Genomic DNA, 25,195 nt, shown 5'->3' with positions numbered 1-25,195 from the left:
GGTGCCCACTCGTCGGCCCCGAGTTTCTCGGACGTGGGCCGAGGGTACAGAGGCGGCAGGCAAGGGAAAGTGAGAACCGTCCGTGGCCCCGAGACACCTCAGGAAACAGCGCAGCTCGCACCTGACGAACTCGCTGATCATCGCCTCGATCGCGGTGGCCTTCGTCGCCGTTGCCGCGGCGTTCGTCGTGCTCGTGGTCGACGACGGCCCCACCGCAGTGCGGCACGAAGAGTACGTGACCCCCGCCATGGCCCAACAGCCCGTCAGCCAGGTCGGTCGGCTGGTCGCCGTCACGGCGACCTCGGTCACCGCAAGGAGTGACGACGGGTTCGCCCGCACGTACGTCATCACCCCGGAGACCAACGCCATCACCGCGGCGGGCAGTGCGATCGGCGCCGCGGCGACGTCGTTCGCCGTCGACGACGAAGTGTCGATCGTCGGCGTGGTGCGTGATGGCACCGCCGTCGCCACTGCCGTCGCGCATCAGCAGGTCAGCAACCTCAACGGCCCGCCGATGGACGGGGTCTGAAACGGGCCTCTGCCCGTCTGCCATCCCGTAACGTCGTCGGCGTGACGGGACCACGCACCGTCAGCGCCGAGGAGCTGGCTGCCCTGACGTTCTTCGCAGGGTGTTCCGCCGAGAGTTTGGCCACGTTGGCTCGATTGCTAACACCGCTGGCTGCGCCGGCGGGTCAGGTGCTGATGCGCCAGGGCGAGCACGCCGACTCCTTCTTGCTGATCGGGTCCGGTCGGGCGCGGATCACGCACCTGGGATCCGAGGGCGACGTCATCGAGGTCGACGTGACACCCGGGCTGATCGTGGGGGAGATCGCGCTGCTGCGCGACGCGCCGCGCTCGGCGACGGTCACCGTGGCCGAGGATCTCAGCGGGTGGGTCGGCGGCCGGGAGGCCATCGCCGCCGTCCTCGACGTGCCCCGGATGATGGAGAAGCTGGTGCGCACCGCGCGCCAGCGTCTCGCCACCTACGTCACGCCCATCCCCGTCGTCCTGCGCGACGGCACCGAGCTGCATCTGCGCCCGGTGCTTCCCGGCGACAACGAGCGCACCCTGCACGGGCCCATCCAGTTCTCCAGCGACACCTTCTACCGGCGCTTTCAGACCACCAGAACGCCAACCCCGGCGTTGATGGCCTACCTGTTCGAGGTGGACTACGTGGACCACTTCGTGTGGGTGCTGACCGCCGGGAAGGCCGTCGACGCGCCCATCGTGGCCGACGCCAGATACGTTCGCGACGACACCCAGACCGCCGCCGAGATCGCGTTCATCGTCGGCGACGACTATCAGGGCCGCGGCATCGGCAGCTTTCTCATGGAGGCGATCGTGGTCGCCGCGCGCAGCGAGGGGATCCGTCGCTTCACCGCGCGGGTGCTGGCGGACAATGTTGCGATGCGATCGATCCTCGACCGGTACGGCGCCCAGTGGCACCGCGACGAGATGGGCGTCGTCACCACCGCCTTCGACGTGCCCGTCATGCGTGAACTGACCATCTCGCCCGAGCTGTACCGCGGCATCCGTGCCGCGGCCCAGCAGGTCATCCGGGCGGTCGGCTGATGGGCAGGCCACCGCTGAACAAGGACACCCGGCTCTGCATCTCCCTGGCGGCCCGTCCCAGCAACATCGGCACCCGTTTCCACAACCACCTCTACGACGTCCTCGGCCTCGACTTCGTCTACAAGGCGTTCACCACGACCGACATCGTCGCCGCCATCGGAGGGGTGCGGGCGCTGGGCATCCGCGGCTGTTCGGTGTCGATGCCGTTCAAGGAGGACGTCATCGCGTTGGTCGACGAGGTGGAGGCGTCGGCGAGGGCCATCCATTCGGTCAACACCATCGTCAACGACGATGGTTTCCTGCGGGCGTCCAACACCGACTACCTCGCCGTGCAACGGCTCGTCGACGAGTACCGGCTCGATGCGGCCGGCCGCGTCATGATCCGTGGCAGCGGCGGCATGGCCAGCGCGGTCGGTGCGGCGTTCCGCGACCACGGCTTCGGGTCGGGGATCGTCGTCGCCCGCAACCCCGACAGCGGACGGGCCCTGGCCGAGCGACTGGGCTACGACTACGCCGACGAGGTCGGTTCGCACGTCGCCGACGTCATCGTCAACGTCACGCCGATCGGAATGGCCGGGGCGCCGGAATCCTCCGAAAAGGCCTTCGACGACGCCACGATCGCGCGTGCTCGGACCGTGTTCGACGTGGTCGCGCTGCCGTCGGAGACGCCGTTGATTCAGGCCGCGCGCGCTGCCGGCGTGCAGGTCGTGACGGGCGCCGAGGTGATCGCGCTGCAGGCGGCCGAGCAGTTCGAGCGGTACACCGGGGTGCGGCCGACCGCCGAGCAAGTCGCCGAGGCGTCACAGATCTCGAGGGCGTGACCGTCAGGGGGCGTTGACCACGGTGATCGGACGGCGCACCCGCTCGAGCAGATGGCCGTTGAAGCCGCGGTACATCAGCCGGGCCTGTAGGAACCAGTTGACCGACGAGTGCACTGCGGCTGCCGTGGGTGGCGCGTCATCGGGCAGGGCAACCTGGAACGCGTAGCTCACCGGCGTGCCGGCCCGCAACCGAATGTTCTTGTCGAGCTGCACTATTCGGCCGTCGAGTTGAGTCCCCGGGCCAGGTGTCCTGGTCAACGGATGCGACTCGCGTTCGCGTTGCCACGACACCGCGAGGTCGCCGTCGGGCAGGTCGACGGTGGGCGTCAGCGTCACCCGGCCGATGACGGTCTCGCCGGCGCGCCAGACCGGCTTGTCCAGCTCGAGGTCGAGTACCGTCTCGGCGTTTCCGGAGACGCGCTCGAGTGGTTCGAGGTAGGAGTCGACGTCGCCGGTGCCGATCTGGACGGTGAACTCGCCGCGTGCGTGGGCGTCGCGACCGTCGCGGTCGACGGTGAGCCGGCACTCCCAGCGCGCGATCTCCGGCGCCGAAGCGGGTGCCCAGGACGGGATGCGGAACGTCGAGGACGCGCCGGAGAACTCGCCGGTGGCGATCGGCAGGTCCTCGACGACGACGCTGACCCAGTCGTCGGTGTCGCGGTCACCGCCGTAGTTCGTGCCCACCTGCCCGGCCGTCCACACCGTGTCGTTGCCCTGCGCCGCGACGGAGTCGACGCGGCCGGCCCAGTGATACTGGTAGAAGTTGAGGTAACCCCAGTCCAGGCGCGCTGAGCGGACCTTGGCGAGGGGTTCGTCGGTGGTGATCGTCGCCTGAACCGTCTGCCGGGGCGTGACGACGCCGGGGGTGACGACGACGGAGGCGCCGCCCGCGCGGTCGAAGAGACCCACTAGTGCCCGACTGCGTCCGCCGGGGCGTCCATGACTGCCACGGTCATGTCTCGTACCACTTCTTGCCGGCGTACTTCGCCCGGTTGGCGGCGTACTCCTCGGGGTGATTCTTCTTCTGGCTGGCCCGCACGGGCCAGAACAGGACCCAGAGCACGGGGTAGACCGTCACGTAGAAGAGCAGTTGGAACAGGCCACCGACCAGCACCGCGAACACCCAGGCCGGGTAGATCAGGATCAGGCAGAACTGGATGAATTGCTTGAGCACCACCGGGTAGCCGTCGGCCATCGACCAGACCAGGCGCGGGCTCATCATGTGGAGGAAGCGCCCCCACGTCGACGGCTGCGCCTCGGCCTCGGCCTGTGCGTCGCTGACGTCGCGGCCGCGCTCCTCCCGGGTCAGCCCGCGCTGCGGTGGGGGAGGTTCGCTGGGAATGGGCTGCTCGGCGTACGACATGGCGCCTCTCCTCGGGTTCGTGCGGCTGAGGGTGTGCAGCGCAGCTTAGCTGAGCGGTCAGGGCGTAATAGTGGTTTGCTCGTCGATCTTGGAGGTGGCGTCCATCAGCGGGTTGATCTGGTCTTCACTACCGCTGGCGTTGAGCTGAAGCACGAAGATGCCGTTGCCGTCGGCAGCCGGGATGACGACGGTCTTCTGTGCGATCAGCTTCTTGGTGCCGTCCTTCACGAACGTCGCGCCGATCTGGTAGGCGTCGAAACCGCCGAGCTTGGAGGTGCCGCCCTCGCCCGCGCTCTCGTAGCCCGGAAGGTTCTTGAGCTCGCCCGGTGCGTACTTGAAGATCTCGGCCGGGTCGACGTCACCGGTGAGCCTCGACATGACCGAGACGATCGTCGGCGGGTCTGCGGCCATGGCGGGATCGGTGAAGACGATTGCGCCATAGGCCCCCGGTGGCGTCTTGGCTCCGGCGTCGGCCCAGCCCTCGGGGGGTGGCATGGTCACCGTCGGCGTGCCGGGATCGCCGCGCTTGACCGGTGTCTCGGTGATGCCGTTGTCCTTGATGTAGTCGGCGATCGTCTCGTTGGCGCCGGCCTGCGTGGAGGTCGGGGCGGCGCTGCTGGTGGCGGTGCTGCTACTGGCCGAGCTACTCGACGTCGACGACGTCGTCGATGCCTCGGTCTTGGAGTCCGAACCACAGCCGGAGAGTCCCAGGCCCAGGGCGACGAGTACGGCGGCCGAACCTGCGGCCCTGCTGTGCGTTCTCATCTGATCCCCTGTTCGTCGTCGTTCGGTGAACGTACACGGCGAATGCGTCGCGCGAGCGTGATACCAAGGTGCATGCGCGTCTTCGCGTGGTGCCTTGCGGTCGTCACGTGCCTCGCCGCCTGCTCGCCGTCGCCGGCGCCCGAACCGACACGAGCGCCGAACCCGCCGGCCTCGGCTGCGGGCGTAGACCCGGGGCGGGTGGAACGCGTTCGTGCGGACCTGCCAACGGATTACGAATTCACCCCGCTGCCCGCTCGCGCCGAACCGGTCGCCCTCTGGGGTCTCGGGGCGCAGTGGGTCGCCGACCCGCCCTCCTGTGCCGGGCTCGGCAATCCTGCGGCGGGCTCGTCGCTGCGAGGGTGGTCGGCGTCCGGGCCGAGTGGCATCGTCTACGCGGTGGTGGCCGACGCATCGCCGATCCTCGACGAGACGCTGGTGGACGCGTGTGGCACGTGGCAGGTGTCGGCCGGGCACACCTCCGGGGTGGTCGGCGTCGTCTCGGCGCCGGTCGTCGACGGTGCGCCGACGCTGGGCCTCTCCGCCGACGTCACCACCACCGTCGAGGGTGGCACCGAAACCCATTCGCACGCAGAGACATACCTTGCCTACCTCGGACAGCACGTCGCCTACGTCACGGTGGTGACCGACCCCGGTTCCTCGGCTCCGCCGATCGCACCGGGATTCGCCGCGGACTTGCTCGTGAAGACCGTCGCGGCGATTCGCGGTGGACGGTCCGCGGCCGGGTAGATTGGCCGCGATGTCCAGGACGCCACTCTCGATCCTCGTGTGCTGGGCCGTCGCCATCTCGGTGGCCGGCTGCTCGACCACGTCGACGCCAGACGATTCGAAGGCCGACATCGCCAAGGTGCTCGACGTCAAGGCCGGCTTCGGACCGGAGTTCAAGGTCAGCACCGTGGCGCCGACGGGCATCGACCCGCGTTTGCTTGCGCAGCAACCACTTCCGCCCGGAACGGTGTTCGATCCGCCGGACTGCGCGAAGCTCGCCCAGGGTACGACCGTGCCGCCGGGTCTGAAGGGCAACATGGCCGCGACCACTGCCGAAGGCGACGGCAACCGCTTCATCGCGATCGCATTGGAGATCTCCGAGGTGCTTCCGTTGCCGGATCCGGGCGACGCGTGCAAGAAGGTGGCCTTCGCCGGTGGTGGTGTGCGGGGCCTGGTCGAGGTCGTCGAATCGCCGACCATCGACGGGGTCCGCACCCTTGGCACGCACCGCGTCGTGCAGACGATCGTCGGTGGCAAGCCCGCGACGGGCGAGATCTACAACTACCTCGCCGACTTCTCGACGTTCCGGGTGATCGTCACCGCCAATCCGCTGGTGGAGCCCAACAAGCCGGTCGTGCCCGTGGACACGCAGCGTGCCCGGGATCTGCTGACCGCGGCGGTCAAGGACGTGCGGGGTCGTTAGCGCACGTCGCGCGGACGGAATTGGATGCTGATCCTCGGGCCGGTGGGCTTGGTGGTCTTGGGCACGGAGTGCTCCCAGGTGCGCTGGCACGAGCCGCCCATCACCAGCAGGTCGCCGTGGCTCTGCGGCAGGCGCAGCGCCCGACCGCCGGAGCGGGGCCGCAGCGCCAGCACCCGGGTGGCGCCGAGGCTGAGGATGGCCACCATGGTGTCCTCGATGCTGCTGCGGCCGACGGTGTCGCCGTGCCAGGCCACGCTGTCGTTGCCGTCGCGGTAGAGGCACAGCCCCGCCGAGGTGAACGGCTCGCCGAGTTCGCCGGCGTAGATGTCGTTGAGACGCACGCGCAGTCGTGCGATCTCGGGATGCGGGGTGGGGCTCGCGGTGAGATCGTGAAAGCTGACCAGGCGTGGCACGTCGAGCACCCGGTCGTACATCTGGCGCCGTTCGGAACGCCAGGGAACATCGGTCAACAAGTCCTCGAAGAGGTCCTGGGCGCCGCTGAACCAGCCTGCCCGGACGTCTACCCAGGCGCCGTCGCCCAGTTCACGGCGCTCGTCGTGACCGAACAGTGCATCCTGAATCGCGAGATCGATTCCCGTCACCCACCCAGGTTATCGCACACGCGTTCGAATCTACAGCCTGGCGGCGCCGGGGCCGGTGCTGGCGAGGACGTCGCCGGGGTTGGTCAGCTGGCACGTCTTCAAGCTCAGGCAGCCGCACCCGATGCAGCCGGCCAGGTTGTCGCGCAGGCGCTGCAGGTGCAGGATCCGCTGGTCGAGGTCGGCACGCCACCCGGCCGAGAGGCGGGCCCAGTCCTTGCTGGTGGGAACGCGATCGGCGGGCAACGTGGCGAGGGCCTCGCGAATGCGCGCCAGCGGGATGCCGAGGCGTTGCGACATCCGGATGAACGCGACCCGGCGCAGGGTCTCGCGGGCGTACCGGCGTTGGTTGCCCGACGTGCGCCGGCTGACGATGAGGCCCTCGCGCTCGTAGAAGTGCAGGGCCGAGACCGCCACGCCGCTGCGCTGGCTCAACTCTCCGGGGGTCAGCTCGACCACGTCCATGACCTAAACCATAGTTGGGGTGAGGATTCGCGTTACGGTGCTAGCCATGACAGCCACGACGCTGGGCGCGAATTCAGAGGTGGGACCGCTCAAGGTCGTCATCCTGCACCGTCCGGGGCCCGAACTTCAGCGCCTCACCCCGCGCAACAACGACCGGTTGCTCTTCGACGGGATGCCGTGGGTGGCGCGGGCGCAGGAGGAACACGATGCGTTCGCCTCGCTGCTGCGTTCGCGAGGCGTGGAGGTGCTGCTGCTGGCGGACCTGCTGACCGAAGCGCTCGCCAGCGGCGCGGCGCGGATGCAGGGGATCTCGGCGGCGGTGGACAGCCGACGGCTGGGGCTTCCGTTGGCGCAGGAACTCTCGGCCTATCTGCGCACGCTCGAGGTCGAGCCGTTGGCGCGAATCTTGATGGCGGGCATGACGTTCAACGAGTTGCCGTTCCTCGGCGGTGAGCTGTCGCTGGTGCAGCGCATGCATCACGACGCCGACTTCGTCATCGACCCGCTGCCGAATCTGTTGTTCACCAGGGACTCGTCGTTCTGGATCGGTCCGCGGGTGGCCATCACGTCGCTGGCGCTGCCGGCGCGGATTCGGGAGACGTCGCTGACCGATCTGATCTACGCCCACCATCCGCGGTTCCTGGGGGTGCGGCGGGCCTACGAGTCGCGGTCGGCTCCCGTCGAAGGTGGCGACGTGCTGCTGCTGGCGCCGGGCGTGGTGGCCGTCGGCGTGGGGGAGCGCACGACGCCGGCTGGCGCAGAGGCGTTGGCGCGCAGCCTGTTCGACGACGGGCTGGCGCACACCGTGCTCGCAGTTCCCATTGCGCAGGAGCGCGCGCAGATGCACCTGGACACGGTGTGCACGATGGTCGACGTGGACGCGGTGGTGATGTACCCGAACATCGTGGACACGTTGTCCGCGTTCACGATTCGGCAGAAGTCCGAAGGCGTCTCGATCACCAGCGCGGCGCCGTTCGTCGATGCGGCAGCCGACGCGATGGGGATCGGCAAGCTGCGGGTCATCGATACGGGCCTGGACCCGGTGACCGCCGAGCGGGAGCAATGGGACGACGGCAACAACACGCTGGCGTTGGCACCCGGCGTGGTCGTCGCCTATGAGCGCAACACGGAGACCAATGCCCGCCTTGCCGATTCGGGCATCGAGGTCTTGCCGATCTCAGCCTCGGAGCTCGGCACCGGCCGCGGTGGTCCACGCTGCATGTCGTGTCCGGTCGCGCGCGACCCGCTGTAGTTCGCCGTCGGTGGCGCCGAGCCAGTAGCCAGGGTCGTCGAGTTGCTCGCTCAACGACCGTGGCTGCTGGCTCGGCGGGCCGACCACGCCTGCGCAACCCGGCGGAGGACGTCCGTCGGCCGATCTTCGGAGATCACCTTGACGTGCAGCCAGCCGATCTCCCCGACGAGGCGCAATCGCTTGACGTCCCAGGCGTATTGGGCGCGATCGGTTCGGTGCTGGTCGCCGTCGTACTCGACGGCGATCTTGACGTCCTCCCAGCCCATGTCGAGGTGGGCGAAGTCGCGACCGAACTCGTTGGTCAGCGGTATCTGCGTGCGCGGCCGCGGGTACCCGGCGCCGATCAGCAGAAGCCGCAACCAGGTCTCCTTCGGCGATTGGGAGCCACCGTCCATCACCTCGAGTGCGTACTGCAGCCGCCGGACGTGGCGAGCCCCCGGCCGGCGTTCGATCAACGGTGCGACGTGCTCCGTGGCCAGACCGGTTACCCGAGACAATGCGTCGAGGTGCGCGACGGCCGCGCCTCGCGGCAGGTGTCGGCCCAAGTCGTATGCGGTGCGCTGCGGGGTGGCGACTGCCATGTCGTCGACCTCCACGATGTCGTCGCAGGTGAAGTGATCGTCGCGGGTGATGATGCCTCGCGGTGGCCGGTTGTTGGGCCACAGCAGCTCGACGGGAGCGCAGCGGTCGACCCACTTCGCACCGTGAAGGGCAGACGCGGCTCGGCCGGTGATCGGGGCGCGCCTGCCCGACCACAGCCACGCGCCGAGAGTCCTGTCACGCAGCGACGGCTCGGCCAGCCGAGGTGCGTACACATTCGGGTACATGGCGCGATAGCGGGCGCGCAATTGACCCCGGGTGAGGTCGCGGCGGGCGAGTGCTTCGCTGCCCAGGAAGACGGTGACCATGACCGGAGAATGTCGCCGAGTGCCGACGATTCCCGAGCCAGCAGCCATGGTTGTCCACAGGCGTGCGGGGCGACCGTCAGCGCTGGCTCGACGCCGACACGCTAACGCCAGCTGGGCAGCCAGATCTGCATGTGCCACGTCGCCTGGGAGATCGGCAGGCCCGTCAGGATCGGATACATCCACGCGAAGTTGGTGATCACCGCGGCCACGTAGAAGCACACGACGAGCAGGCCCAACGTTCGACGCTCGGCGTTCTGCCGTGGCGCGTAGAGCACGTCACCGAGTATCAGCGCGATCATCATCACCATGAACGGCGCCATCGGCGCGGCGTAGAAGAAGTACATCTGCCGGTCGATGTCGGCGAACCAGGGCAGGAAGCCCGCGCAGTAGCCAGTCAGCGCCACCGCGTAGCGCCAGTCGCGTTTGACGAAGGACTTCCACACGGCCCACACCAGGATCGGCACCGCGAGGAACCACATCGCCGGCGTCCCCACCAGCATCACGGCCTTGACGCAGGACTGCGCGCCGCAGCCCGCGACGCCGTCCTGGTCGATCGCGTAGAGCACCGGCCGCAGCGACATCGGCCAAGTCCACGGCTTGGACTCCCACGGATGGTGGTTGCCGGCCGCGTTCGTCAGCCCGGAGTGGAACGTGAACGCGCCGTAGGTGAAGTGCCACAGCGACCGGATCGCGTCCGGCATCAGGCCGCCCTCGGCGAACGACTGGCCCTCCTCGTGGCGGTCGATGCCGGTCTCCGAGGCGAACCACGGCGCATACGAGGCGAGGTAGACGGCGAGCGGAACCAGGCCGAAGACGTAGACCGCCGGCGCGACGTCGCGCCGCAGGGTGCCCAGCCACGGCCGCGGAGCCCGGTAGTGCCGGCGCGCGTTGACGTCGAACACCAGCGTCATCACGCCGAAGAACAGCACGAAGTACAGGCCCGACCACTTCGTCGCGACCGCCAGGCCCAGCAGCACGCCGGCGCCGAACCGCCACCACCGCACTCCGAGGCGGGGACCCCACGGCGTCGCGGCCATGCGGCCCTCGAACTGGGCGACGTGCATCCGTTCCCGCACCTGGTCCCGGTCGACGATCAGCGCACCGAACGCCGCCACCACGAACACCACCAGGAAGATGTCCAGCAACGCGGTCCGCGCCGTGACGAAGCTGACGCCGTCGGCGACCAGCAGCAGGCCGGCGATGCCGCCGAGCAGCGTCGACCGGGTGATCCGCCGCGTGATGCGGGCGACCAGCACCACCAGGATGACGCCGCACACCGCGCCCGAGAAGCGCCAGCCCAGCCCGTCGTAGCCGAATATGGCCTCACCGATCGCCAGCAATTCCTTGCCGACGGGAGGATGCACGACGAGCCCGTACCCGGGGTTGTCCTCGACGCCGTGGTTGCCCAACATCTGCCAGGCCTGCGGCGCGTAGTGCTTCTCGTCGAAGATCGGGGTGCCGCCGTCGGTCGGCGAGCCCAGGTTCAGGAATCTGGTCAGGGCGGCCAGCGCCATGACGACCGAGGTCATCGCCCAGCCCTGCGCGCGGTCCAGTGGGCCGAAGTCGCCGAGGGGCACCAGCGGACCAGGGCTGACGACCGGCACCGGCTGCTCGCGGTCGATCGGCGGGGCGGTCACGTCAGCGATCGTATTCTGTTCGATGTGACACCCGGTCGACTGCTCCTGGCCGCCACGCCGTTGGGCCAGGCTGGCGACGCCTCCGCCCGTCTCGTCGAGGCGCTGGGCACCGCCGACGTCGTGGCCGCCGAGGACACCAGGCGCATCCGGACGCTGGCGCAGAGTCTCGACGTCGTGCCCCAGGGCAAGGTGGTCAGTTTCTTCGACCAGAACGAGGCGGCCCGGGTGCCGTGGCTGGTCGAGGAGATTACCGCGGGCGCGACGGTGCTGGTGGTCAGCGACGCCGGCATGCCGCTGATCAGCGATCCCGGCTATCGGCTGGTGGCTGCCTGCGCCGCGGCCGGTCTCACCGTCAGCTGTCTGCCGGGTCCGTCCGCGGTGACGACGGCGCTGGCCGTCTCGGGTCTGCCGTCGGACCGGTTCTGCTTCGAGGGCTTCGCGCCCCGCAAGCATTCCGCGCGCTCGACGTGGCTGGGCACGCTCGCCGGCGAACGACGCACGTGCGTGTTCTTCGAGTCCCCGCGGCGGCTCGCCGAGTGTCTCGACGACGCCGTCGAGAAGCTAGGCCCCGACCGACTCGCCGTCGTCTGCCGCGAGCTGACCAAGACCCACGAGGAGGTCAAGCGCGGCACCCTGGCCGAGCTCGCCGCGTGGGCCGCCGACGGCGTGCTCGGCGAGATCACCGTCGTCGTCGCCGGTGCCGAGCCGCGCGCCGACCTGGACACGCTCGTGGCGGAGGTCAACGAACTGGTTCGGGCCGGCGCCGGAGTCAAGGACGCGTGCGCCGAGGTGATCGCCGAGAATCCCGGGGCGCCGTCACGGCGCGAGCTCTACGACGCGGTGCTGCGCGCCCGAGGCTGAGCGATTCACCACCGGTGCCGCCTTGTGGAGGCACTCCGCCCACTCCGCGTCGGGGTCCGAGTCGGCCGTGATGCCCCCGCCGACGCCGAGTACCGCACCCCCCGCATCGTCGAACTCGACCGTGCGAATCGCGACGTTGAGTTCGGTGCCGGCCATCGGCGACGCCAAACCGACGGTCCCGCAATAGATCCCGCGGCGTGTCGGCTCCCAGGTCTGGAGCAGCTCGCGGGCGCGGGCCTTCGGCGTACCCGTCACCGACGCCGGCGGGAACGCCGCGTCCAGAAGCGTGGACGTCGGGACGTCGGGGTCGACGCGCGCGGAGACCGTCGACACCAGGTGCCAGACGCCGGGCGCGCGTCGCACCACCAGCAACTCGGGAACCGTCACCGAACCCGTGACGGCGACACGGCCGAGATCGTTGCGGACGAGGTCGACGATCATCACGTTCTCGGCAACGTCCTTGACTGAATCACGCAGTGCTGCAGGTGATTCAGTGAGTGGCAGCGTGCCCTTGATTGGGCTGGACGTAACGGTAGCGCCCACCCGGTGCAGGAACAGCTCCGGAGACAGGGAGGCCACCGCACCCCAGTCGCCCGCGACGAACGCCGCGCGTGCGGGCGCCGTGCGTGCGACGGCGTCGGCGAAGAAGTCGACGGGCGATCCCGTCACCGATCCGACCAGTCGAGTGCACACACAGGCCTGGTACACCTCGCCGGCGGCGATGGCCTCCAGGCAGGCCAGGACGCCGGCGCGGTGGGTGTCGCGGTCCGCCTGCCCCCAGTCGACGTGACACCGAGACGGCGTCGGGTCGACGGCCAGTGCGCTCACCATCCACGCGGGTGCCGGTGACCCGGAAAGGCTTTCGTACCACCAGTTCCCGTCGACGTCGAGGCGCAGGACGTCATCGGTCCAGCCGCCCGCGGCCTCCGGAATTCGCGGACCCACCCCGTCGCGCCCGGCGTCGGGATAGGACAGGTAGCCGATCCATCCACCGCCGACGGCGTCGGATCCCGACGCGGGAGCGACGTCGAAGACCTGACCGGGGTCGACCGATTCGATCGCGACACTCGGCGCGAGGACCGCCCGGGAGCAAAACCAGTCACCGGTCAACGCCGCCGGTGGCGGCAGACCCAGGCGCGTCGTCGCGGCGGCCAGACACCGCAGCACCTCCGGGGCGCTGCGGGCTGAGGAGACCCGCTCGATCCGCACCGCAACAGCCTGTCACGGACGTTCCTAGCGCGCGATCTCCCGTCGCACCGTCACCCCACCCAGCTTCTCCGGGTTGCGCATCGCGTAGAAGTGCGAAATCAGGCCGTCGGTGATCTCGACGGCGATCACGCCCTCCAGGCCGTCGCCGAGGTAGAGCACCAGCGCGGGTGCGCCGTTGTAGAAGGCCGGCTCGACCCGGCCACCCTCGCCGGTGAAGCGCAGCAGCCCCAGGATCAGGCGGGCGACCTTGTCGGCACCGACGACCGGCCGGCGGGCGGCGCTGGCCTTGCCGTCGCTGTCGGCGGTCCAGACCACGTCGGGGGCCAGCATCGCGATCAGCGCGTCGACGTCGCCCGTCGCGGCCGTCGCGAAGAACTGGGCGGTGATCTCCAATGAGCGCCGGGGGTCGGCGGGCTGAAATCTCTTGCGGCGGGAATGCACGTGCTCTCGGGCGCGGTGGGCCATCTGCCGCACCGCGGCGGTGGACCTACCCAGCGTCTCGGCGATCTCGTCGTGGCCGAAGCCGAACACCTCGTGCAACACGAACACCGCCCGCTCGTCGGGGCTCAGCGTCTCCAGCACCACCATCATCGCCATGGACACCGACTCGGCGAGGACCACGTCGGCGGACGCGTCGGCGGCGTCGACGAGCAGCGGCTCGGGAAGCCACGGGCCGACGTAGGTCTCGCGCCGGCGGGACTGCGCGCGTAGGGCGTTGAGCGCCTGCCGGGTGACGAGCTGGGCGAGGTAGGCCTTGGTGTCGCGGACGCCCTCCAGGTCGACCTCCGCCCAGCGCAGGTAGCTCTCCTGGAGCACGTCGTCGGATTCAGTTGCGGTGCCGAGTATTTCGTACGCGATGGTGAACAAGAGCGGCCGCAGGCTGGTGAATCTCTCGGCATGCTCGGAGGTGTTCACCGCACTGCCGCCGCGACGTGCTCGGCCCGCTTGCCGCCCTTGAGCCAGAAGTACGAGCCGGGCTTGCGTGCCTCGACGCCCAGCTGCCACACCGTGCCCTTGCAGACGACCTCCTTGACCGCCGCCGCGGCCCGACCGCCGAGGAACACCCGCGTGGGGCGGTCGTCGAGGTGGGCGATCTGGATGACCCCGGCTTTACGGCCCAGGCTGACGCACTGCCCGGTGAAGGCCTGGTCCACCGGGGCCGGCTCGTCGCCGGCGATGCGGCTCAGCACGGTGTTGGCGGCTTGGGCACCCAGCGGGATCGCGGCCTGGCAGCTCATCCTCAGTGGAGCGTTCGAGGGTGCGACCGCGTCGCCGGCCCCGATTACGCGCGAATCGTCCACGCTGGTGAGGGTTTCGTCGGTGAGCAGCCGCCCGATGCCGTCGGTGGCCAGGCCGCTGCGCCTCGCGAGGTCTGGCACGCCGAAGCCGGCCGTCCAGATGGTGACGACGCTGGGCAGCTCGCGCCCGTCAGCCAGCAGCACGGAATCTCGTCGCACCTCGGTGACCGTGGCACCGGCGCCGTCGACGACGGTCACGCCGAGCCGGCGCATCCGCTTGGCCACCGCGCGACGGCCGGGCCCGCCGAGGTACGGACCGAGGACGCCGCCGCACACCAGCGTCACCGACTGCCCCTGTTCGCCGAGTTCGGCGGCGACCTCGAGACCCGTCGGGCCCCCGCCCACGACGACGACGGGGGCGGCGGGGTGCACCTCGGCCAACGCGGCGCGCAACGGCTCGGCATGCTCGAATTCGGCGATGGGGTAGGCGAATTCGGCGGCACCGGGAATCACGGCCGCGGCGCCGGTGCTGCCGAGGGCGTAGATCAGGTAGTCATAACCAAGCACCTCGCCCGAGGCCAGCGTCACCGTCCTCGAGGACGGGTCGACCAGGTCGGCGGTGTCGACGACCAGGCGGACCTCACCGGACAGCACGTCGGCGAAGTCGACCACGGCGTCGTCGGACCCGGTGACGTACTGGTGCAGCCGGATTCGTTCGACGAACTGGGGTCTGGGGTTGACCAGCGTGACGGCGACGGCGTCGTCGACCCGAAGACGGTTGGCGGCCAGGACCCCGGCGTACCCGCCACCGATGACGACGACCTTCGTGGCTTGCTCGTGTGCGTTCATGCCATCAAGACACCTCCGACCACCGAAGTGTGACATGGCGTGACGCAGGTCACAGTCCGATGGCTCGACTCACTCGACCTGGTAGCGGGGGAACACGCCCTCGGGCTTCGGCAGCGGCGTCCCGGGCACGATGCGGGCGCCGACGGCGGTGAAGTCCCGCCGATCGGCGGGCTGGCCGAGCAGGTCGAGCAGTTTGGCGGCCGAGTCGGGCATCACCGGCTGGATCAGCAGCGCCGCGATGCGCACTGCCTCCAGCGTCGTGTAGAGCACGGTGCCGAATCGCTCCTGATCGGCGGCGGCGTCGGACTTGCGCAGCACCCACGGCTCCTGACCGGAGAAGTACCGGTTGGCCGCTCCGAGCATCAGCCAGATGGCCTCGAGCGCCAGATGCATGGCGGGGACGTCGAACTGGGCGCGAACCTGCTCCAGCAGTCCGTCGGCGAGGGCCAGCAGTTCGCGGTCCTCGGCGGTGAATTCACCCGGCTGGGGCACCTTGGCGTCGAGGTTCTTGTTCACCATCGACAGCGAGCGCTGGGCCAGGTTGCCCAACTCGTTGGCCAGGTCGGAGTTGATCCGACCGATGATGGATTCCTCGCTGTAGCTGCCGTCCTGACCAAACGGCACCTCCCGGAGCAGGAAGTAGCGCACCGCGTCGACGCCGAACTCGTCGACCAGGGCGATCGGGTCGACGACGTTGCCGACCGACTTGCTCATCTTCTCGCCGCGGACGTTGATGAACCCGTGGGCGAAGACCCGCCGCGGCAGCGCGATACCTGCCGACATGAGGAAGGCGGGCCAGTACACCGCGTGGAACCGGATGATGTCCTTGCCGATCATGTGCAGGTCGGCGGGCCAGTACTTGCGGAAGGACTCGGAGTCGGTGTCGGGGAACCCCGCGCCGGTCAGGTAGTTGGTCAGCGCGTCGACCCAGACGTACATGACGTGGTCGGGGTGATCCGGCACCGGCACGCCCCAGTCGAACGTGGTGCGCGAGATCGACAGGTCGCGAAGTCCACCGGAGACGAAGCTGACGACCTCGTTGCGCCGGGCGTCCGGACCGATGAACTCCGGATGCGCCTCGTAGTGCGCGAGCAGCTTCTCGGTGTACGAGGACAGCCGGAAGAAGTAGGTCTGCTCCTCGGTCCACGTGACGGGCGTGCCGGTCTCGATCGAATACCTCGTGCCGTCGGCGCGCTCCTCGAGTTCGTCGTCGGCGAAGAATCGCTCGTCGCGCACCGAGTACCAACCGGAGTAGGAGTCGAGGTAGACGTCGCCGGCGGCGTTCATCCGATTCCAGATGTCGGCCGACGCCTCGAGGTGGTCGGCATCGCTGGTGCGGATGAAGCGGTCGAAGGAGACGTTCAACCGCTCCTGCATGGCCTGGAACGTGTCGGAGTTGCGCAGAGCCAGCTCCGCGGTTGGGACGCCTTCCCGCTCTGCGGTCTGTGCCATCTTCAGGCCGTGCACGTCGGTGCCGGTGAGGAACCGGACGTCGTAACCGTCGAGTCGCTTGAACCGCGCGATCGCATCGGTGGCGGTCTTCTCGTAGGCGTGGCCGATGTGCGGCGCACCGTTGGGGTAGTCGATGGCCGTCGTGATGTAGTACCCGGAGGTGCGCGTCCCCGCGCCGGGGGGAATGGTCGGCTCGCTCATTTGGACTCACCTTATTGTGTGGTGTGAGTTCAAGACGCGAGAGGCCGCCGGCGCCGGAACCCGTCGGCAACCTGGTCGACGCCCACACCCACCTCGACGCGTGCGGAGCCTCCGACGCCGACGACGTGCGCGCCATCCTCGACCGGGCCGAGGCCGTCGGCGTGACGGCTGTCGTCACCATCGCCGACGATCTGGACTCCGCCCGGTGGGCCGTTCGGGCGGCGGAGTGGGATTCCCGCGTGTACGCCGCGGTGGCCTTGCACCCGACGCGCGCCAACGCGCTGACCGAGTCGGCTCGCGCGGAGATCGAGGAGCTCGCCGCCCATCCCCGCGTCGTCGCCATCGGGGAGACGGGCATGGATCTCTACTGGCCTGGCAAGCTCGACGGCTGCGCCGAGCCCGCCGAGCAGCGGGAGGCGTTCGCCTGGCACGTCGACCTCGCCAAGCGCACCGGCAAGCCGCTGATGATCCACAACCGCGATGCCGACGCGACCGTCCTCGACGTGTTAGCCACCGAGGGCGCGCCGGAGTCCGTCATCTTCCACTGCTTCTCGTCGGGCCCCGAGATGGCGCGCACGTGCGTCGACGCCGGCTGGCTGCTGAGCCTGTCGGGGACCGTCAGCTTTCGCAACGCCCATCAGCTGAGGGAGGCCGCCGCCGTGATTCCGCCGGGGCAGCTACTGGTCGAGACCGACGCCCCCTTCCTGACGCCACATCCGTTCCGTGGGGCGCCGAATGAGTCGTACTGTCTGCCGTACACCGTGCGGGCGTTGGCCGAGGTCGTGGGTAGATCGGCCGTCGACGTCGCCCGCGAGACGTCGGAGAACGCGCGTCGGACCTACGGAATGAGCAGCTGAACGCGAGTTGCTGCCACCAGGGGACTTGGTTACCGTCCTGTAATAGGTGTGGTCGGCCCCGGTTCTCTGCAGGTCGCCGACCCGATAGTCGGGAAAGTAATCGTTGAACTACTTACATAGGCTTCATGAAGCGCGCTCACCGCATCTGCGGCTCTTGGTCGGCGGCCTGCTGGTCGCGCTGACGTTTGCCGGCGGGTACGCCGTCGGCACCCACAAGACCGTCACGTTGACCGTCGACGGCACGTCCATGACCGTCTCCACGATGAAGTCTCACGTGATCGACGTCGTGCAGGAGAACGGTTTCACCGTCGGAGAACGCGACGATCTGTACCCCGCGGCAAACGAGACCGTCGAGCAATCCGAGACGATCGTGCTGCGCCGGAGCCGTCCGCTGCAGATTTCGTTGGACGGTCGCAACAGCCGTGAGGTCTGGACGACGGCGTCGACCGTGCAGGGGGCCCTGGCCCAGCTGTCGATGACCGACACCGCGCCCGCGGCGGCCTCGCGGGGCAGTCGGGTGCCGCTGGAGGGGATGTCGCTCCCGGTGGTGGGTGCGCGCACCGCGCAGGTCGACGACGGCGGAGTGATCAAGACCGTGCGCGTGGCGGCGGCGAACGTGGCCGGTTTCCTCGAGGCGGCGGGCATGCCGCTGCAGCAGAGCGACACCGTCGTGCCGGCAGCGAACTCGCCGGTGTCGGACGGGATGCAGATCCAGGTCACCCGGGTCCGGGTGTCCAGGTCGACCGAGCGGGTGCCGCTGGTTCCCACGAACGACGTGGTCCCGGACGTGACCATGAACATGAGCCGGACGGTCGTCGACGACCCCGGAACACCGGGTCTTCAGGACGTGACGTACGCCGTCGCGACGGTCAACGGAGTGGAGACGGGGAGGCTGCCAGTAGCCAATGTCGTCATCGTTCCGGCCGTCGACGGCAAGATTCGCGTCGGCGCCAAGCCCGGTACGGAGGTGCCTGCGGTGTCCCAAGGTGAGACCTGGGACGCCCTCTCTCGGTGCGAAGCCGGAGGTAATTGGGCTATAAACACTGGTAACGGTTTCTACGGTGGAGTGCAATTCGACCAAAACACATGGGAGCGCAACGGTGGTTTGCGGTATGCTCAGCGGGCCGATCTGGCTTCGAGAGAAGAGCAGATCGCGATTGCTGAGGTCACCCGGGCGCGCCAGGGTTGGGGTGCGTGGCCCGTGTGTAGTGGAAGGTTGGGTGTGCGCTGACGATTCGGCTCCTCGGGCGGACCGAGATAAGGCATCTGGCAAAGGAACTCGAGTTCCGGCCCCGGAAGGCGTTTGGACAGAACTTCGTCCACGACGCCAACACCGTGCGTCGGATCGTGTCGGCGTCGGGGGTGAACCGCAATGACGTGGTGCTCGAAGTGGGGCCCGGTCTCGGTTCGTTGACCCTGGCTCTCCTCGATCGCGGTTCCAAGGTAACCGCGGTCGAGATCGACCCCGTTCTGGCGGCTCAGCTTCCCAGGACCATCGGCGACCATTCCCACAGTGAGATCAACAGGCTCGTCGTCATCAACAAGGACGTCCTCGACCTGATGCCGTCCGACGTCGACGAGCAGCCAACCGCGGTCGTCGCGAACCTGCCCTACAACGTCGCGGTCCCCGCGCTGCTGCACCTGCTCGCCCAGTTCCCGACCATCCGGACCGTCATGGTCATGGTTCAGTTGGAGGTCGCCGAGCGTCTCGCGGCCGAGCCCGGCGGCAAGGACTACGGCGTGCCGAGCGCCAAGGTGCGCTTCTACGGCAACGTCCGTCGGCACGGCACGGTCTCGCCGACGGTGTTCTGGCCGATTCCACGCGTCTACTCCGGTCTGGTGCGCATCGACCGCTACGAGACGTCGCCCTGGCCCGTCGAGGACGAGTTTCGCAAGAAGGTCTTCGAGCTGATCGACATCGCCTTCGCGCAGCGCCGCAAGACCTCGCGCAACGCCTTCGCGGAGTGGGCCGGCTCCGGCAACGAATCCGCGGAGCGTCTGCTGTCGGCGAGCATCGACCCGGCACGCCGGGGCGAGACTCTCGGCATCGCCGACTTCGTGCGTCTACTTCAGCGGTCGGGCCAGGTCGAGGCCGCACCCCGGCAGCCCAACGTCCGCGTGTACTGAAGCGCCTGAGCGCTCAGCACACGCGGACGCCGTCCGCTTCTAGCTCTCGTCCTCGTGTGACTTCGCCTTGGCTGCCTCGCGCGCCCTGGCATCCTTGGCCAGGAACTCGTCCTGCAACGGGGTCTCCGCGTAGATCGGGTAGTTGCCCGTGATGCCGACGCGCTCCTGAGCCACCGCCAGCACCCGTCCCCGCACGGCGTACCAGCCGCCGACCAGCGCGGGCACGATGATCACCAGGGCGATGGCGTTCCAGTAGTTCTCGATGCACATCAGCACGGTCACCGCCGCGAGGAACACCAGGGTGGCGTAGCTGGTGTACGGGGTGCCGAACAACCGGAAGCTGGGCCGCTCCAGGATGCCCTTCTGCGACCACCGGTACAGCTGAATCTGGCAGATCACGATCGTGGCCCACGACGCGATGATGCCCAGCGCCGACAGGTCGAGGGCGATGTTGAACGCCTCGGCAGGCACCACGAGGTTGAGGAACACGCCGACGACGGTGAAGCACGCCGTCAGCGCGATCCCGGCCCACGGCACGCCCTTCTTCGACATCTTGGCGGTGAACTTCGGTGCGCTGCCGTTCATCGACATCGACCGCAGGATGCGGCCGGTCGAGTACAGCCCGGCGTTGAGGCTCGACAACGCCGCCGTCAACACGACGAAGTTCATGATGTCGCCGGCCGCGGGAACACCGATGCTGGAGAAGAACGTCACGAACGGGCTGGTGCCCTGCTTGTACGCGGTGAAGGGCAGAAGCAGGGCCAACAGGATCAGCGATCCGACGTAGAAGATCGCGATTCGGAAGATGACGGAGTTGATGGCCCGCGGCATGATCTTGGCGGGATTCTCGGTCTCACCGGCCGCCGTGCCGACCAATTCGACTGCGGCGTAGGCGAAGATGACGCCCGAGGTGATCACGACCAGGGCGATGAGCCCGTTGGGAAGCAGACCACCGTTGTCGGCGATCACCGACGGTCCGGTGCTCGCACCCTCGACCTTGAAGCGGCCCGCCAGGAACACGATGCCGACGACGAGGAAGGTGACCAGCGCGACGACCTTGATGAGCGCCGCCCAGAACTCCATCTCGCCGAACCACTTGACCGAGATCATGTTGATCGTCAGCACGATCACCAAGGCGATCAAGGCGATCAGCCACTGCGGTATGGCGCCGAAGGTGCCCCAGTAGTGCATGTAGAGGGCGATGGCGGTGACGTCCACGATCGACGTACACGCCCAGTTGAAGAAGTACATCCAGCCGGCGACGTAAGCGGCCTTCTCACCGAGGAATTCGCGGGCATAGGAGACGAACGATCCCGACGACGGGCGATGGAGCACCAGTTCGCCGAGGGCCCGCAGGATGAAGAAGACGAACACGCCGCAGACGGCGTAGACGATGAACAGGCCGGGGCCGGCGCTGGCGAGTCTGCCGCCGGCGCCCATGAACAAGCCCGTGCCGATCGCTCCACCGATGGCGATCATCTGCACCTGCCGGGGCTTGAGCCCCTTCTCGTAGCCCGCTTCTTCGTGTGCGAGCGCGGAATTGTCGTAAGCGCTCTGAGATTCGGTGGTCATCCGATGAAGCTAGCCGCCGACGATCAAGACCGCTCCCGAAGGGGTAAAAACTGAGTAAAGAACGCGATGTGCACCGTTTGGGTGTGCTCACCCAATGGCGTGCGCGATCAGCGAAATGAACTCCGCGCAGGACTGATACCGCAGGTCGGGTGACTTCGCCATCGCCTTGGCGAGGATCGAATCGAAGGCGTGCGGCATCCAGGCGATCCGTCGGGAGTACTTCGGCACCTGAGCGTTGAGGTGGGCGTCGACCAGCGCCATCGGGGTGCTGGCGCGAAAGGGCGGCGATCCGACCAGCAGTTCGACGGCCGTGCACGCCAGTGCGTATTCGTCGGATGCGGCCGAGGGAGGATGGCCGTGCAGCACTTCGGGTGCGGCGTAGGGCAGTGAGGCTTCGACGTGGGTCATCCGGTGGGTCCCCTCGTGGGCCAGCGAGCGGGCGATGCCGAAGTCGACGAGGATGGCGCCGGCTGGTGAGAATGGTTCGGAGACAAGGATGTTGGTCGGCTTGACGTCGCAGTGCACGATGCCGAGGGCATGAACGTGGTCCAGGGCGTCGGCGATGTGGGCCAGGGCGGTGAGGCGTAGCTCGCGGCTGGGCAGGTTCCCCGCCGTGCCGCCTGTGATCAGCTGCATGGACAGCCAGCCGGGGCCGTATTCGTAGACCGTCACCACGTGGGGGTGTGCGGTGGCCCTGGCGAAGTCGAATTCGCGTCGCAGCCGGGTCATGTGGGCGGCGTCCCGGTGGTCTTCGTCGAGCACCTTGAGTGCGACGGGTGGGGTCGACCCCGCGGCGTGATGGGCCCGGTAGACCGTGGCGGAGCCGCCGTGGCCGACGACACCGTCGATCACGTAGTCCCCGAACGCGTCCATTGTCGTGCACATTCTCGCAGAACCGACAGTGATCCGCGGATCTCGCGGCTTCCTTTTCCGTTGCGGACGGGCTTCGTTACTGTTCGGTGCGTGCCCCGCTCCGACGCAGCTGCCGAATGGGTGTCGACGGGGTCGGTGACCGTGCGCGTGCCGGGCAAGGTGAACCTCTACCTCGGCGTCGGTGACCTGCGTGAGGACGGCTATCACGAACTCACCACGGTGTTCCACGCCGTGTCTCTGTTCGACGAGATCACGGTGCGCAACGCCGACCTGCTGTCGCTGGAGCTGGCCGGGGACGGGCTGGGTGGCGACGGCGAGTCGCTGCCGCTGGACCACCGCAACCTGGCGTGGCGTGCCGCGGAGTTGATGGCGTCGCACGTCGGCCGGGAGCCGGACGTGGCCATCGTGTTGGAGAAGTCCATTCCCGTGGCGGGCGGCATGGCGGGCGGCAGCGCGGACGCCGCCGCGGTGCTGGTGGCCATGAACGCACTGTGGGAGCTGGGGGTGCCGCGGCGGGACCTGCACGCGCTCGGCGCCGAACTCGGCAGCGACGTGCCCTTCGCCCTGCACGGTGGCACGGCGCTCGGCACCGGCCGCGGTGAACAGCTGGCAACGGTGTTGTCCCGCAACACCTTCCACTGGGTGTTGGCATTCGCCGACGGGGGACTGTCCACGCCCAAGGTGTTCGCCGAGATCGACCGGATCAGAGCCGACGACGCCAAGACCACGCCGCCGCGGCTCGAAGATCCCGAGCCGCTGCTGACCGCGCTGGCCTCTGGCGACCCCTACGAGCTGGCGCCGCTGCTCGGCAACGACCTGCAGCCGGCGGCGCTGAACCTCGACCCCGGGCTGCGCAGGACGCTGCGGGCGGGGGTCGACGCGGGCGCGCTGGCAGGCATCGTCTCCGGCTCGGGCCCGACGTGCGCCTTCCTCTGCCCGACGGCCTCGGCCGCGGTCGACGTCGGCGTTCAGCTCGCCGGGGCCGGCGTGTGCCGCACGGTGCGCGCGGCGAGCGGCCCCGTGCACGGCGCCCGGGTGGTGCCGGCGCCCTCGAACACCGCATGACGCAGCCCACCGCATGACGCAGCCGCAGAGGTGTGACCCACGCCTCAATCGAGCCAGAAGTTTGGTAGTTACTTAAGGGTCTCTTAAGATGATCGGCGGTGATGACGAGCGGCTTCACGTGCGGCGCGACGACTTCGCCCACCGTGGTCCTCGGTGGGCGTTCCGCCAGCGGCGGCGCCGATCAGGCCCGGCCCGGTGCAGCGCCTTTCACCGCATCCGTTTCGAGACGAAATCGCACCCCAATCGTGTGCGCGTTCCGCTCGGAACGCACGCGCGAACGGGTGGAACATGGAACAGCGCGCGTTGGCTTCACGTCCAACACTGGGGCCCACGGCGGGCTCCCCAGATCCAGGAGGTTGTCGTGAGCAGGTTTACCGACAAGATGTACCGCAACGCTGCCACGGTCACCACTGGCATGGTGACCGGTGAGCCGCACGAGCCGGTGCGTCACACCTGGGGTGAGGTGCACGAACGTGCGCGCCGCATCGCGGGCGGTCTGGCCGCGGCCGGCGTCGGACCCGGGGATGCCGTCGGCGTACTGGCCGGTTATCCCGTCGAGATCGCGCCGACCGCGCAGGCGCTCTGGATGCGCGGCGCCAGCCTGACCATGCTGCACCAGCCCACGCCGCGCACCGACCTCGTCGTCTGGGCCGAGGACACCATGAACGTCATCGGCATGATCGAGGCGACCGCCGTCGTCGTCTCCGAGCCGTTCCTCGTCGCCATCCCGGTCCTCGAGGAGAAGGGCATCAAGGTCCTCAAGATCGGCGACCTGCTGCAGGCCGAGCCCGTCGACCCGGTCGAGACCGACGAGGACGACCTGGCCCTGATGCAGCTGACGTCCGGTTCGACCGGGTCGCCGAAGGCCGTGCAGATCACGCACCGCAACATCTACTCGAATGCCGAGGCGATGTTCATCGGCGCCCAGTACGACGTCAACAAGGACGTCATGGTGAGCTGGCTGCCCTGCTTCCACGACATGGGCATGGTCGGCTTCCTGACGATCCCGATGTACTTCGGCGCGGAGCTGGTCAAGGTCACGCCGATGGACTTCCTGCGCGACACGCTGCTGTGGGCCAAGTTGATCGACAAGTACAAGGGCACCATGACCGCGGCGCCCAACTTCGCCTACGCGCTGTTCGCCAAGCGCCTGCGCAACCAGGCCGAGCCCGGCCAGTTCGACCTGTCCACGCTGCGCTTCGCGCTCTCGGGCGCCGAGCCCGTGGAACCGGCCGACGTCGAGGACCTGCTGGACGCGGGCAAGCCGTTCGGTCTGAGCCCCAAGGCCATCCTGCCCGCCTACGGAATGGCCGAGACGACGCTCGCGGTCTCGTTCTCGGAGTGCGGTGCCGGCCTGGTCGTCGACGAGGTCGACGCCGATCTGCTGGCCGCCCTGCGGCGTGCGGTGCCGTCGACGAAGGGCAACACCCGCCGGCTGGCCTCGCTGGGCCCGCTGCTGCGAGACCTCGAGGCCCGCGTCGTCGACGAGCACGGCGAGATCATGCCCGCGCGCGGCGTCGGCGTCATCGAACTGCGCGGCGAGTCGCTGACCCCCGGCTACATCACCATGGGCGGCTTCCTGCCCGCCCAGGACCAGCACGGCTGGTACGACACCGGCGACCTCGGCTACCAGATGGAGAACGGCCACATCGTCGTCTGCGGTCGCGTCAAGGACGTCATCATCATGGCGGGCCGCAACATCTACCCGACCGACATCGAGCGGGCCGCGGGTCGCGTCAAGGGCGTCCGACCCGGCTGCGCCGTCGCGGTGCGCCTCGACGCCGGGCACTCCCGCGAGACGTTCGCCGTCGCCGTGGAGTCCAACGCCTGGGAGGACCCCGCCGAGGTGCGGCGCATCGAACACCAGGTCGCCCACGAGGTCGTCACCGAGGTCGACGTCCGGCCGCGCAACGTCGTGGTCCTCGGGCCCGGCACCATCCCGAAGACGCCCTCGGGCAAGCTGCGTCGCGCCAACTCGGTCTCCCTGGTCACCTAGCGTCCCCCACTGGTGCACCGAATGGGGACTCTTCGTCACGGCTGGCGCGCGCAGTCCCGTGGCAAGAGTCCACGTTCGGCTGTG

Annotated in this window: 25 protein-coding genes; 12 read left to right on the top strand and 13 right to left on the bottom strand. The window is 68.7% G+C overall.

What is annotated here, in order from left to right; all coding sequences use genetic code 11:
* Positions 1 to 82 precede the first annotated feature (82 nt).
* Genes ABZ195_RS04085 through ABZ195_RS04075 form a run of 3 tightly spaced genes read left to right on the top strand, consistent with a single transcriptional unit; the run spans position 83 to position 2,393 of the window.
* The gene (locus tag ABZ195_RS04085) at positions 83 to 529 is read left to right on the top strand and encodes a hypothetical protein (protein WP_355215138.1); all 447 of its coding nucleotides are present in this window, start codon (positions 83 to 85) and stop codon (positions 527 to 529) included.
* Between the two features lie 41 nt (positions 530 to 570).
* Positions 571 to 1,572, top strand: a complete 1,002-nt coding sequence (locus ABZ195_RS04080; RefSeq protein WP_355215136.1) for a GNAT family N-acetyltransferase — start codon at positions 571 to 573, stop codon at positions 1,570 to 1,572.
* Positions 1,572 to 2,393 carry a shikimate 5-dehydrogenase gene (locus ABZ195_RS04075; RefSeq protein WP_355215134.1) on the top strand — a complete coding sequence of 274 codons (822 nt, stop codon included), beginning with the start codon at positions 1,572 to 1,574 and terminating at the stop codon, positions 2,391 to 2,393. Before ABZ195_RS04080 ends, ABZ195_RS04075 begins: the two co-directional genes overlap by 1 nt.
* Before the next feature lie 3 nt (positions 2,394 to 2,396).
* On the opposite strand, the gene ABZ195_RS04070 is transcribed toward ABZ195_RS04075, so the two are convergent.
* From ABZ195_RS04070 to ABZ195_RS04060, 3 genes are read right to left on the bottom strand one after another with little or no spacing between them, the layout of a single operon-like run.
* On the bottom strand, positions 2,397 to 3,302 hold the full coding sequence (locus tag ABZ195_RS04070; RefSeq protein WP_355215132.1) for a hypothetical protein: 906 nt from the start codon (positions 3,300 to 3,302) through the stop codon (positions 2,397 to 2,399).
* 43 nt (positions 3,303 to 3,345) lie between these two features.
* Positions 3,346 to 3,756 carry a hypothetical protein gene (locus ABZ195_RS04065; protein WP_355215130.1) on the bottom strand — a complete coding sequence of 137 codons (411 nt, stop codon included), beginning with the start codon at positions 3,754 to 3,756 and terminating at the stop codon, positions 3,346 to 3,348.
* Positions 3,757 to 3,813: 57 nt separating this feature from the next.
* A complete protein-coding gene (locus tag ABZ195_RS04060; RefSeq protein WP_355215129.1) occupies positions 3,814 to 4,521 on the bottom strand; it encodes an LpqN/LpqT family lipoprotein in 708 nt (235 codons plus the stop codon).
* 198 nt (positions 4,522 to 4,719) lie between these two features.
* Between ABZ195_RS04060 and ABZ195_RS04055 the strand changes: the two genes are divergently transcribed.
* Both ABZ195_RS04055 and ABZ195_RS04050 read left to right on the top strand, forming a co-directional pair.
* On the top strand, positions 4,720 to 5,268 hold the full coding sequence (locus ABZ195_RS04055; protein WP_355215127.1) for a DUF5642 family protein: 549 nt from the start codon (positions 4,720 to 4,722) through the stop codon (positions 5,266 to 5,268).
* A gap of 10 nt (positions 5,269 to 5,278) precedes the next feature.
* Positions 5,279 to 5,950, top strand: coding sequence for a DUF5642 family protein (locus tag ABZ195_RS04050; RefSeq protein ID WP_355215125.1), 672 nt, complete (start codon positions 5,279 to 5,281; stop codon positions 5,948 to 5,950).
* Here the strand turns inward: ABZ195_RS04050 and ABZ195_RS04045 are convergent.
* On the bottom strand, positions 5,947 to 6,543 hold the full coding sequence (locus ABZ195_RS04045) for an alpha-ketoglutarate-dependent dioxygenase AlkB (RefSeq protein WP_355216044.1): 597 nt from the start codon (positions 6,541 to 6,543) through the stop codon (positions 5,947 to 5,949). The genes ABZ195_RS04050 and ABZ195_RS04045 overlap by 4 nt on opposite strands.
* A gap of 39 nt (positions 6,544 to 6,582) precedes the next feature.
* A complete protein-coding gene (gene soxR, locus ABZ195_RS04040; protein ID WP_355215123.1) occupies positions 6,583 to 7,014 on the bottom strand; it encodes a redox-sensitive transcriptional activator SoxR in 432 nt (143 codons plus the stop codon).
* A 46-nt stretch (positions 7,015 to 7,060) separates the two neighbouring features.
* Between soxR and arcA the strand changes: the two genes are divergently transcribed.
* Positions 7,061 to 8,266 carry an arginine deiminase gene (gene arcA / locus ABZ195_RS04035; RefSeq protein WP_355215121.1) on the top strand — a complete coding sequence of 402 codons (1,206 nt, stop codon included), beginning with the start codon at positions 7,061 to 7,063 and terminating at the stop codon, positions 8,264 to 8,266.
* A gap of 50 nt (positions 8,267 to 8,316) precedes the next feature.
* Here the strand turns inward: arcA and ABZ195_RS04030 are convergent, their stop codons facing one another.
* On the bottom strand, positions 8,317 to 9,174 hold the full coding sequence (locus tag ABZ195_RS04030) for a hypothetical protein (protein ID WP_355215119.1): 858 nt from the start codon (positions 9,172 to 9,174) through the stop codon (positions 8,317 to 8,319).
* 101 nt (positions 9,175 to 9,275) lie between these two features.
* Entirely contained in the window at positions 9,276 to 10,778 is a 1,503-nt protein-coding gene (locus ABZ195_RS04025) for a phospholipid carrier-dependent glycosyltransferase (protein ID WP_355216042.1), read from the bottom strand.
* Positions 10,779 to 10,835: 57 nt separating this feature from the next.
* Between ABZ195_RS04025 and rsmI the strand changes: the two genes are divergently transcribed.
* Entirely contained in the window at positions 10,836 to 11,672 is an 837-nt protein-coding gene (gene rsmI / locus ABZ195_RS04020) for a 16S rRNA (cytidine(1402)-2'-O)-methyltransferase (RefSeq protein ID WP_355215117.1), read from the top strand.
* On the opposite strand, the gene ABZ195_RS04015 is transcribed toward rsmI, so the two are convergent.
* From ABZ195_RS04015 to metG, 4 genes are all read right to left on the bottom strand, one after another.
* Positions 11,628 to 12,881 carry an aminodeoxychorismate synthase component I gene (locus ABZ195_RS04015; RefSeq protein ID WP_355215115.1) on the bottom strand — a complete coding sequence of 418 codons (1,254 nt, stop codon included), beginning with the start codon at positions 12,879 to 12,881 and terminating at the stop codon, positions 11,628 to 11,630. The genes rsmI and ABZ195_RS04015 overlap by 45 nt on opposite strands.
* A gap of 24 nt (positions 12,882 to 12,905) precedes the next feature.
* Complete coding sequence (locus ABZ195_RS04010; protein WP_355215113.1) at positions 12,906 to 13,796, bottom strand: RNA polymerase sigma-70 factor; 891 nt, start codon at positions 13,794 to 13,796, stop codon at positions 12,906 to 12,908.
* Positions 13,793 to 14,968, bottom strand: a complete 1,176-nt coding sequence (locus ABZ195_RS04005) for an FAD-dependent oxidoreductase (protein WP_355215111.1) — start codon at positions 14,966 to 14,968, stop codon at positions 13,793 to 13,795. Before ABZ195_RS04005 ends, ABZ195_RS04010 begins: the two co-directional genes overlap by 4 nt.
* A 69-nt stretch (positions 14,969 to 15,037) precedes the next feature.
* The gene (metG, locus tag ABZ195_RS04000; RefSeq protein WP_355215109.1) at positions 15,038 to 16,621 is read right to left on the bottom strand and encodes a methionine--tRNA ligase; all 1,584 of its coding nucleotides are present in this window, start codon (positions 16,619 to 16,621) and stop codon (positions 15,038 to 15,040) included.
* 14 nt (positions 16,622 to 16,635) lie between these two features.
* Here metG and ABZ195_RS03995 point away from each other — a divergent pair, with 14 nt between their 5' ends.
* From ABZ195_RS03995 to rsmA, 3 genes are all read left to right on the top strand, one after another.
* Complete coding sequence (locus ABZ195_RS03995; RefSeq protein WP_355215107.1) at positions 16,636 to 17,478, top strand: TatD family hydrolase; 843 nt, start codon at positions 16,636 to 16,638, stop codon at positions 17,476 to 17,478.
* Between the two features lie 103 nt (positions 17,479 to 17,581).
* Positions 17,582 to 18,709: a transglycosylase family protein gene (locus ABZ195_RS03990; protein WP_355215105.1), complete on the top strand. Its 1,128-nt coding sequence runs from the start codon at positions 17,582 to 17,584 to the stop codon at positions 18,707 to 18,709.
* Positions 18,706 to 19,605, top strand: a complete 900-nt coding sequence (rsmA, locus tag ABZ195_RS03985) for a 16S rRNA (adenine(1518)-N(6)/adenine(1519)-N(6))-dimethyltransferase RsmA (protein WP_355216041.1) — start codon at positions 18,706 to 18,708, stop codon at positions 19,603 to 19,605. Before ABZ195_RS03990 ends, rsmA begins: the two co-directional genes overlap by 4 nt.
* A gap of 39 nt (positions 19,606 to 19,644) precedes the next feature.
* Here rsmA and ABZ195_RS03980 read toward each other — a convergent pair whose 3' ends face one another.
* Both ABZ195_RS03980 and ABZ195_RS03975 read right to left on the bottom strand, forming a co-directional pair.
* Complete coding sequence (locus tag ABZ195_RS03980) at positions 19,645 to 21,177, bottom strand: amino acid permease (protein ID WP_355215103.1); 1,533 nt, start codon at positions 21,175 to 21,177, stop codon at positions 19,645 to 19,647.
* A gap of 87 nt (positions 21,178 to 21,264) precedes the next feature.
* Positions 21,265 to 22,050: a serine/threonine-protein kinase gene (locus ABZ195_RS03975; protein WP_355215102.1), complete on the bottom strand. Its 786-nt coding sequence runs from the start codon at positions 22,048 to 22,050 to the stop codon at positions 21,265 to 21,267.
* A 90-nt stretch (positions 22,051 to 22,140) separates the two neighbouring features.
* Between ABZ195_RS03975 and ABZ195_RS03970 the strand changes: the two genes are divergently transcribed.
* Both ABZ195_RS03970 and ABZ195_RS03965 read left to right on the top strand, forming a co-directional pair.
* Positions 22,141 to 23,115, top strand: coding sequence for a 4-(cytidine 5'-diphospho)-2-C-methyl-D-erythritol kinase (locus tag ABZ195_RS03970; RefSeq protein WP_355215100.1), 975 nt, complete (start codon positions 22,141 to 22,143; stop codon positions 23,113 to 23,115).
* A gap of 361 nt (positions 23,116 to 23,476) precedes the next feature.
* Entirely contained in the window at positions 23,477 to 25,111 is a 1,635-nt protein-coding gene (locus ABZ195_RS03965; protein WP_355215098.1) for a fatty acyl-AMP ligase, read from the top strand.
* Positions 25,112 to 25,195: the final 84 nt, after the last annotated feature.

This window comes from Mycobacterium sp. NPDC006124, from assembly GCF_040614235.1.
Classification (GTDB): Bacteria; Actinomycetota; Actinomycetes; order Mycobacteriales; family Mycobacteriaceae; genus Mycobacterium.
The sequence above is the reverse complement of the archived record's forward strand: the minus strand, read 5'-3'. Positions and strand labels throughout refer to the sequence as shown.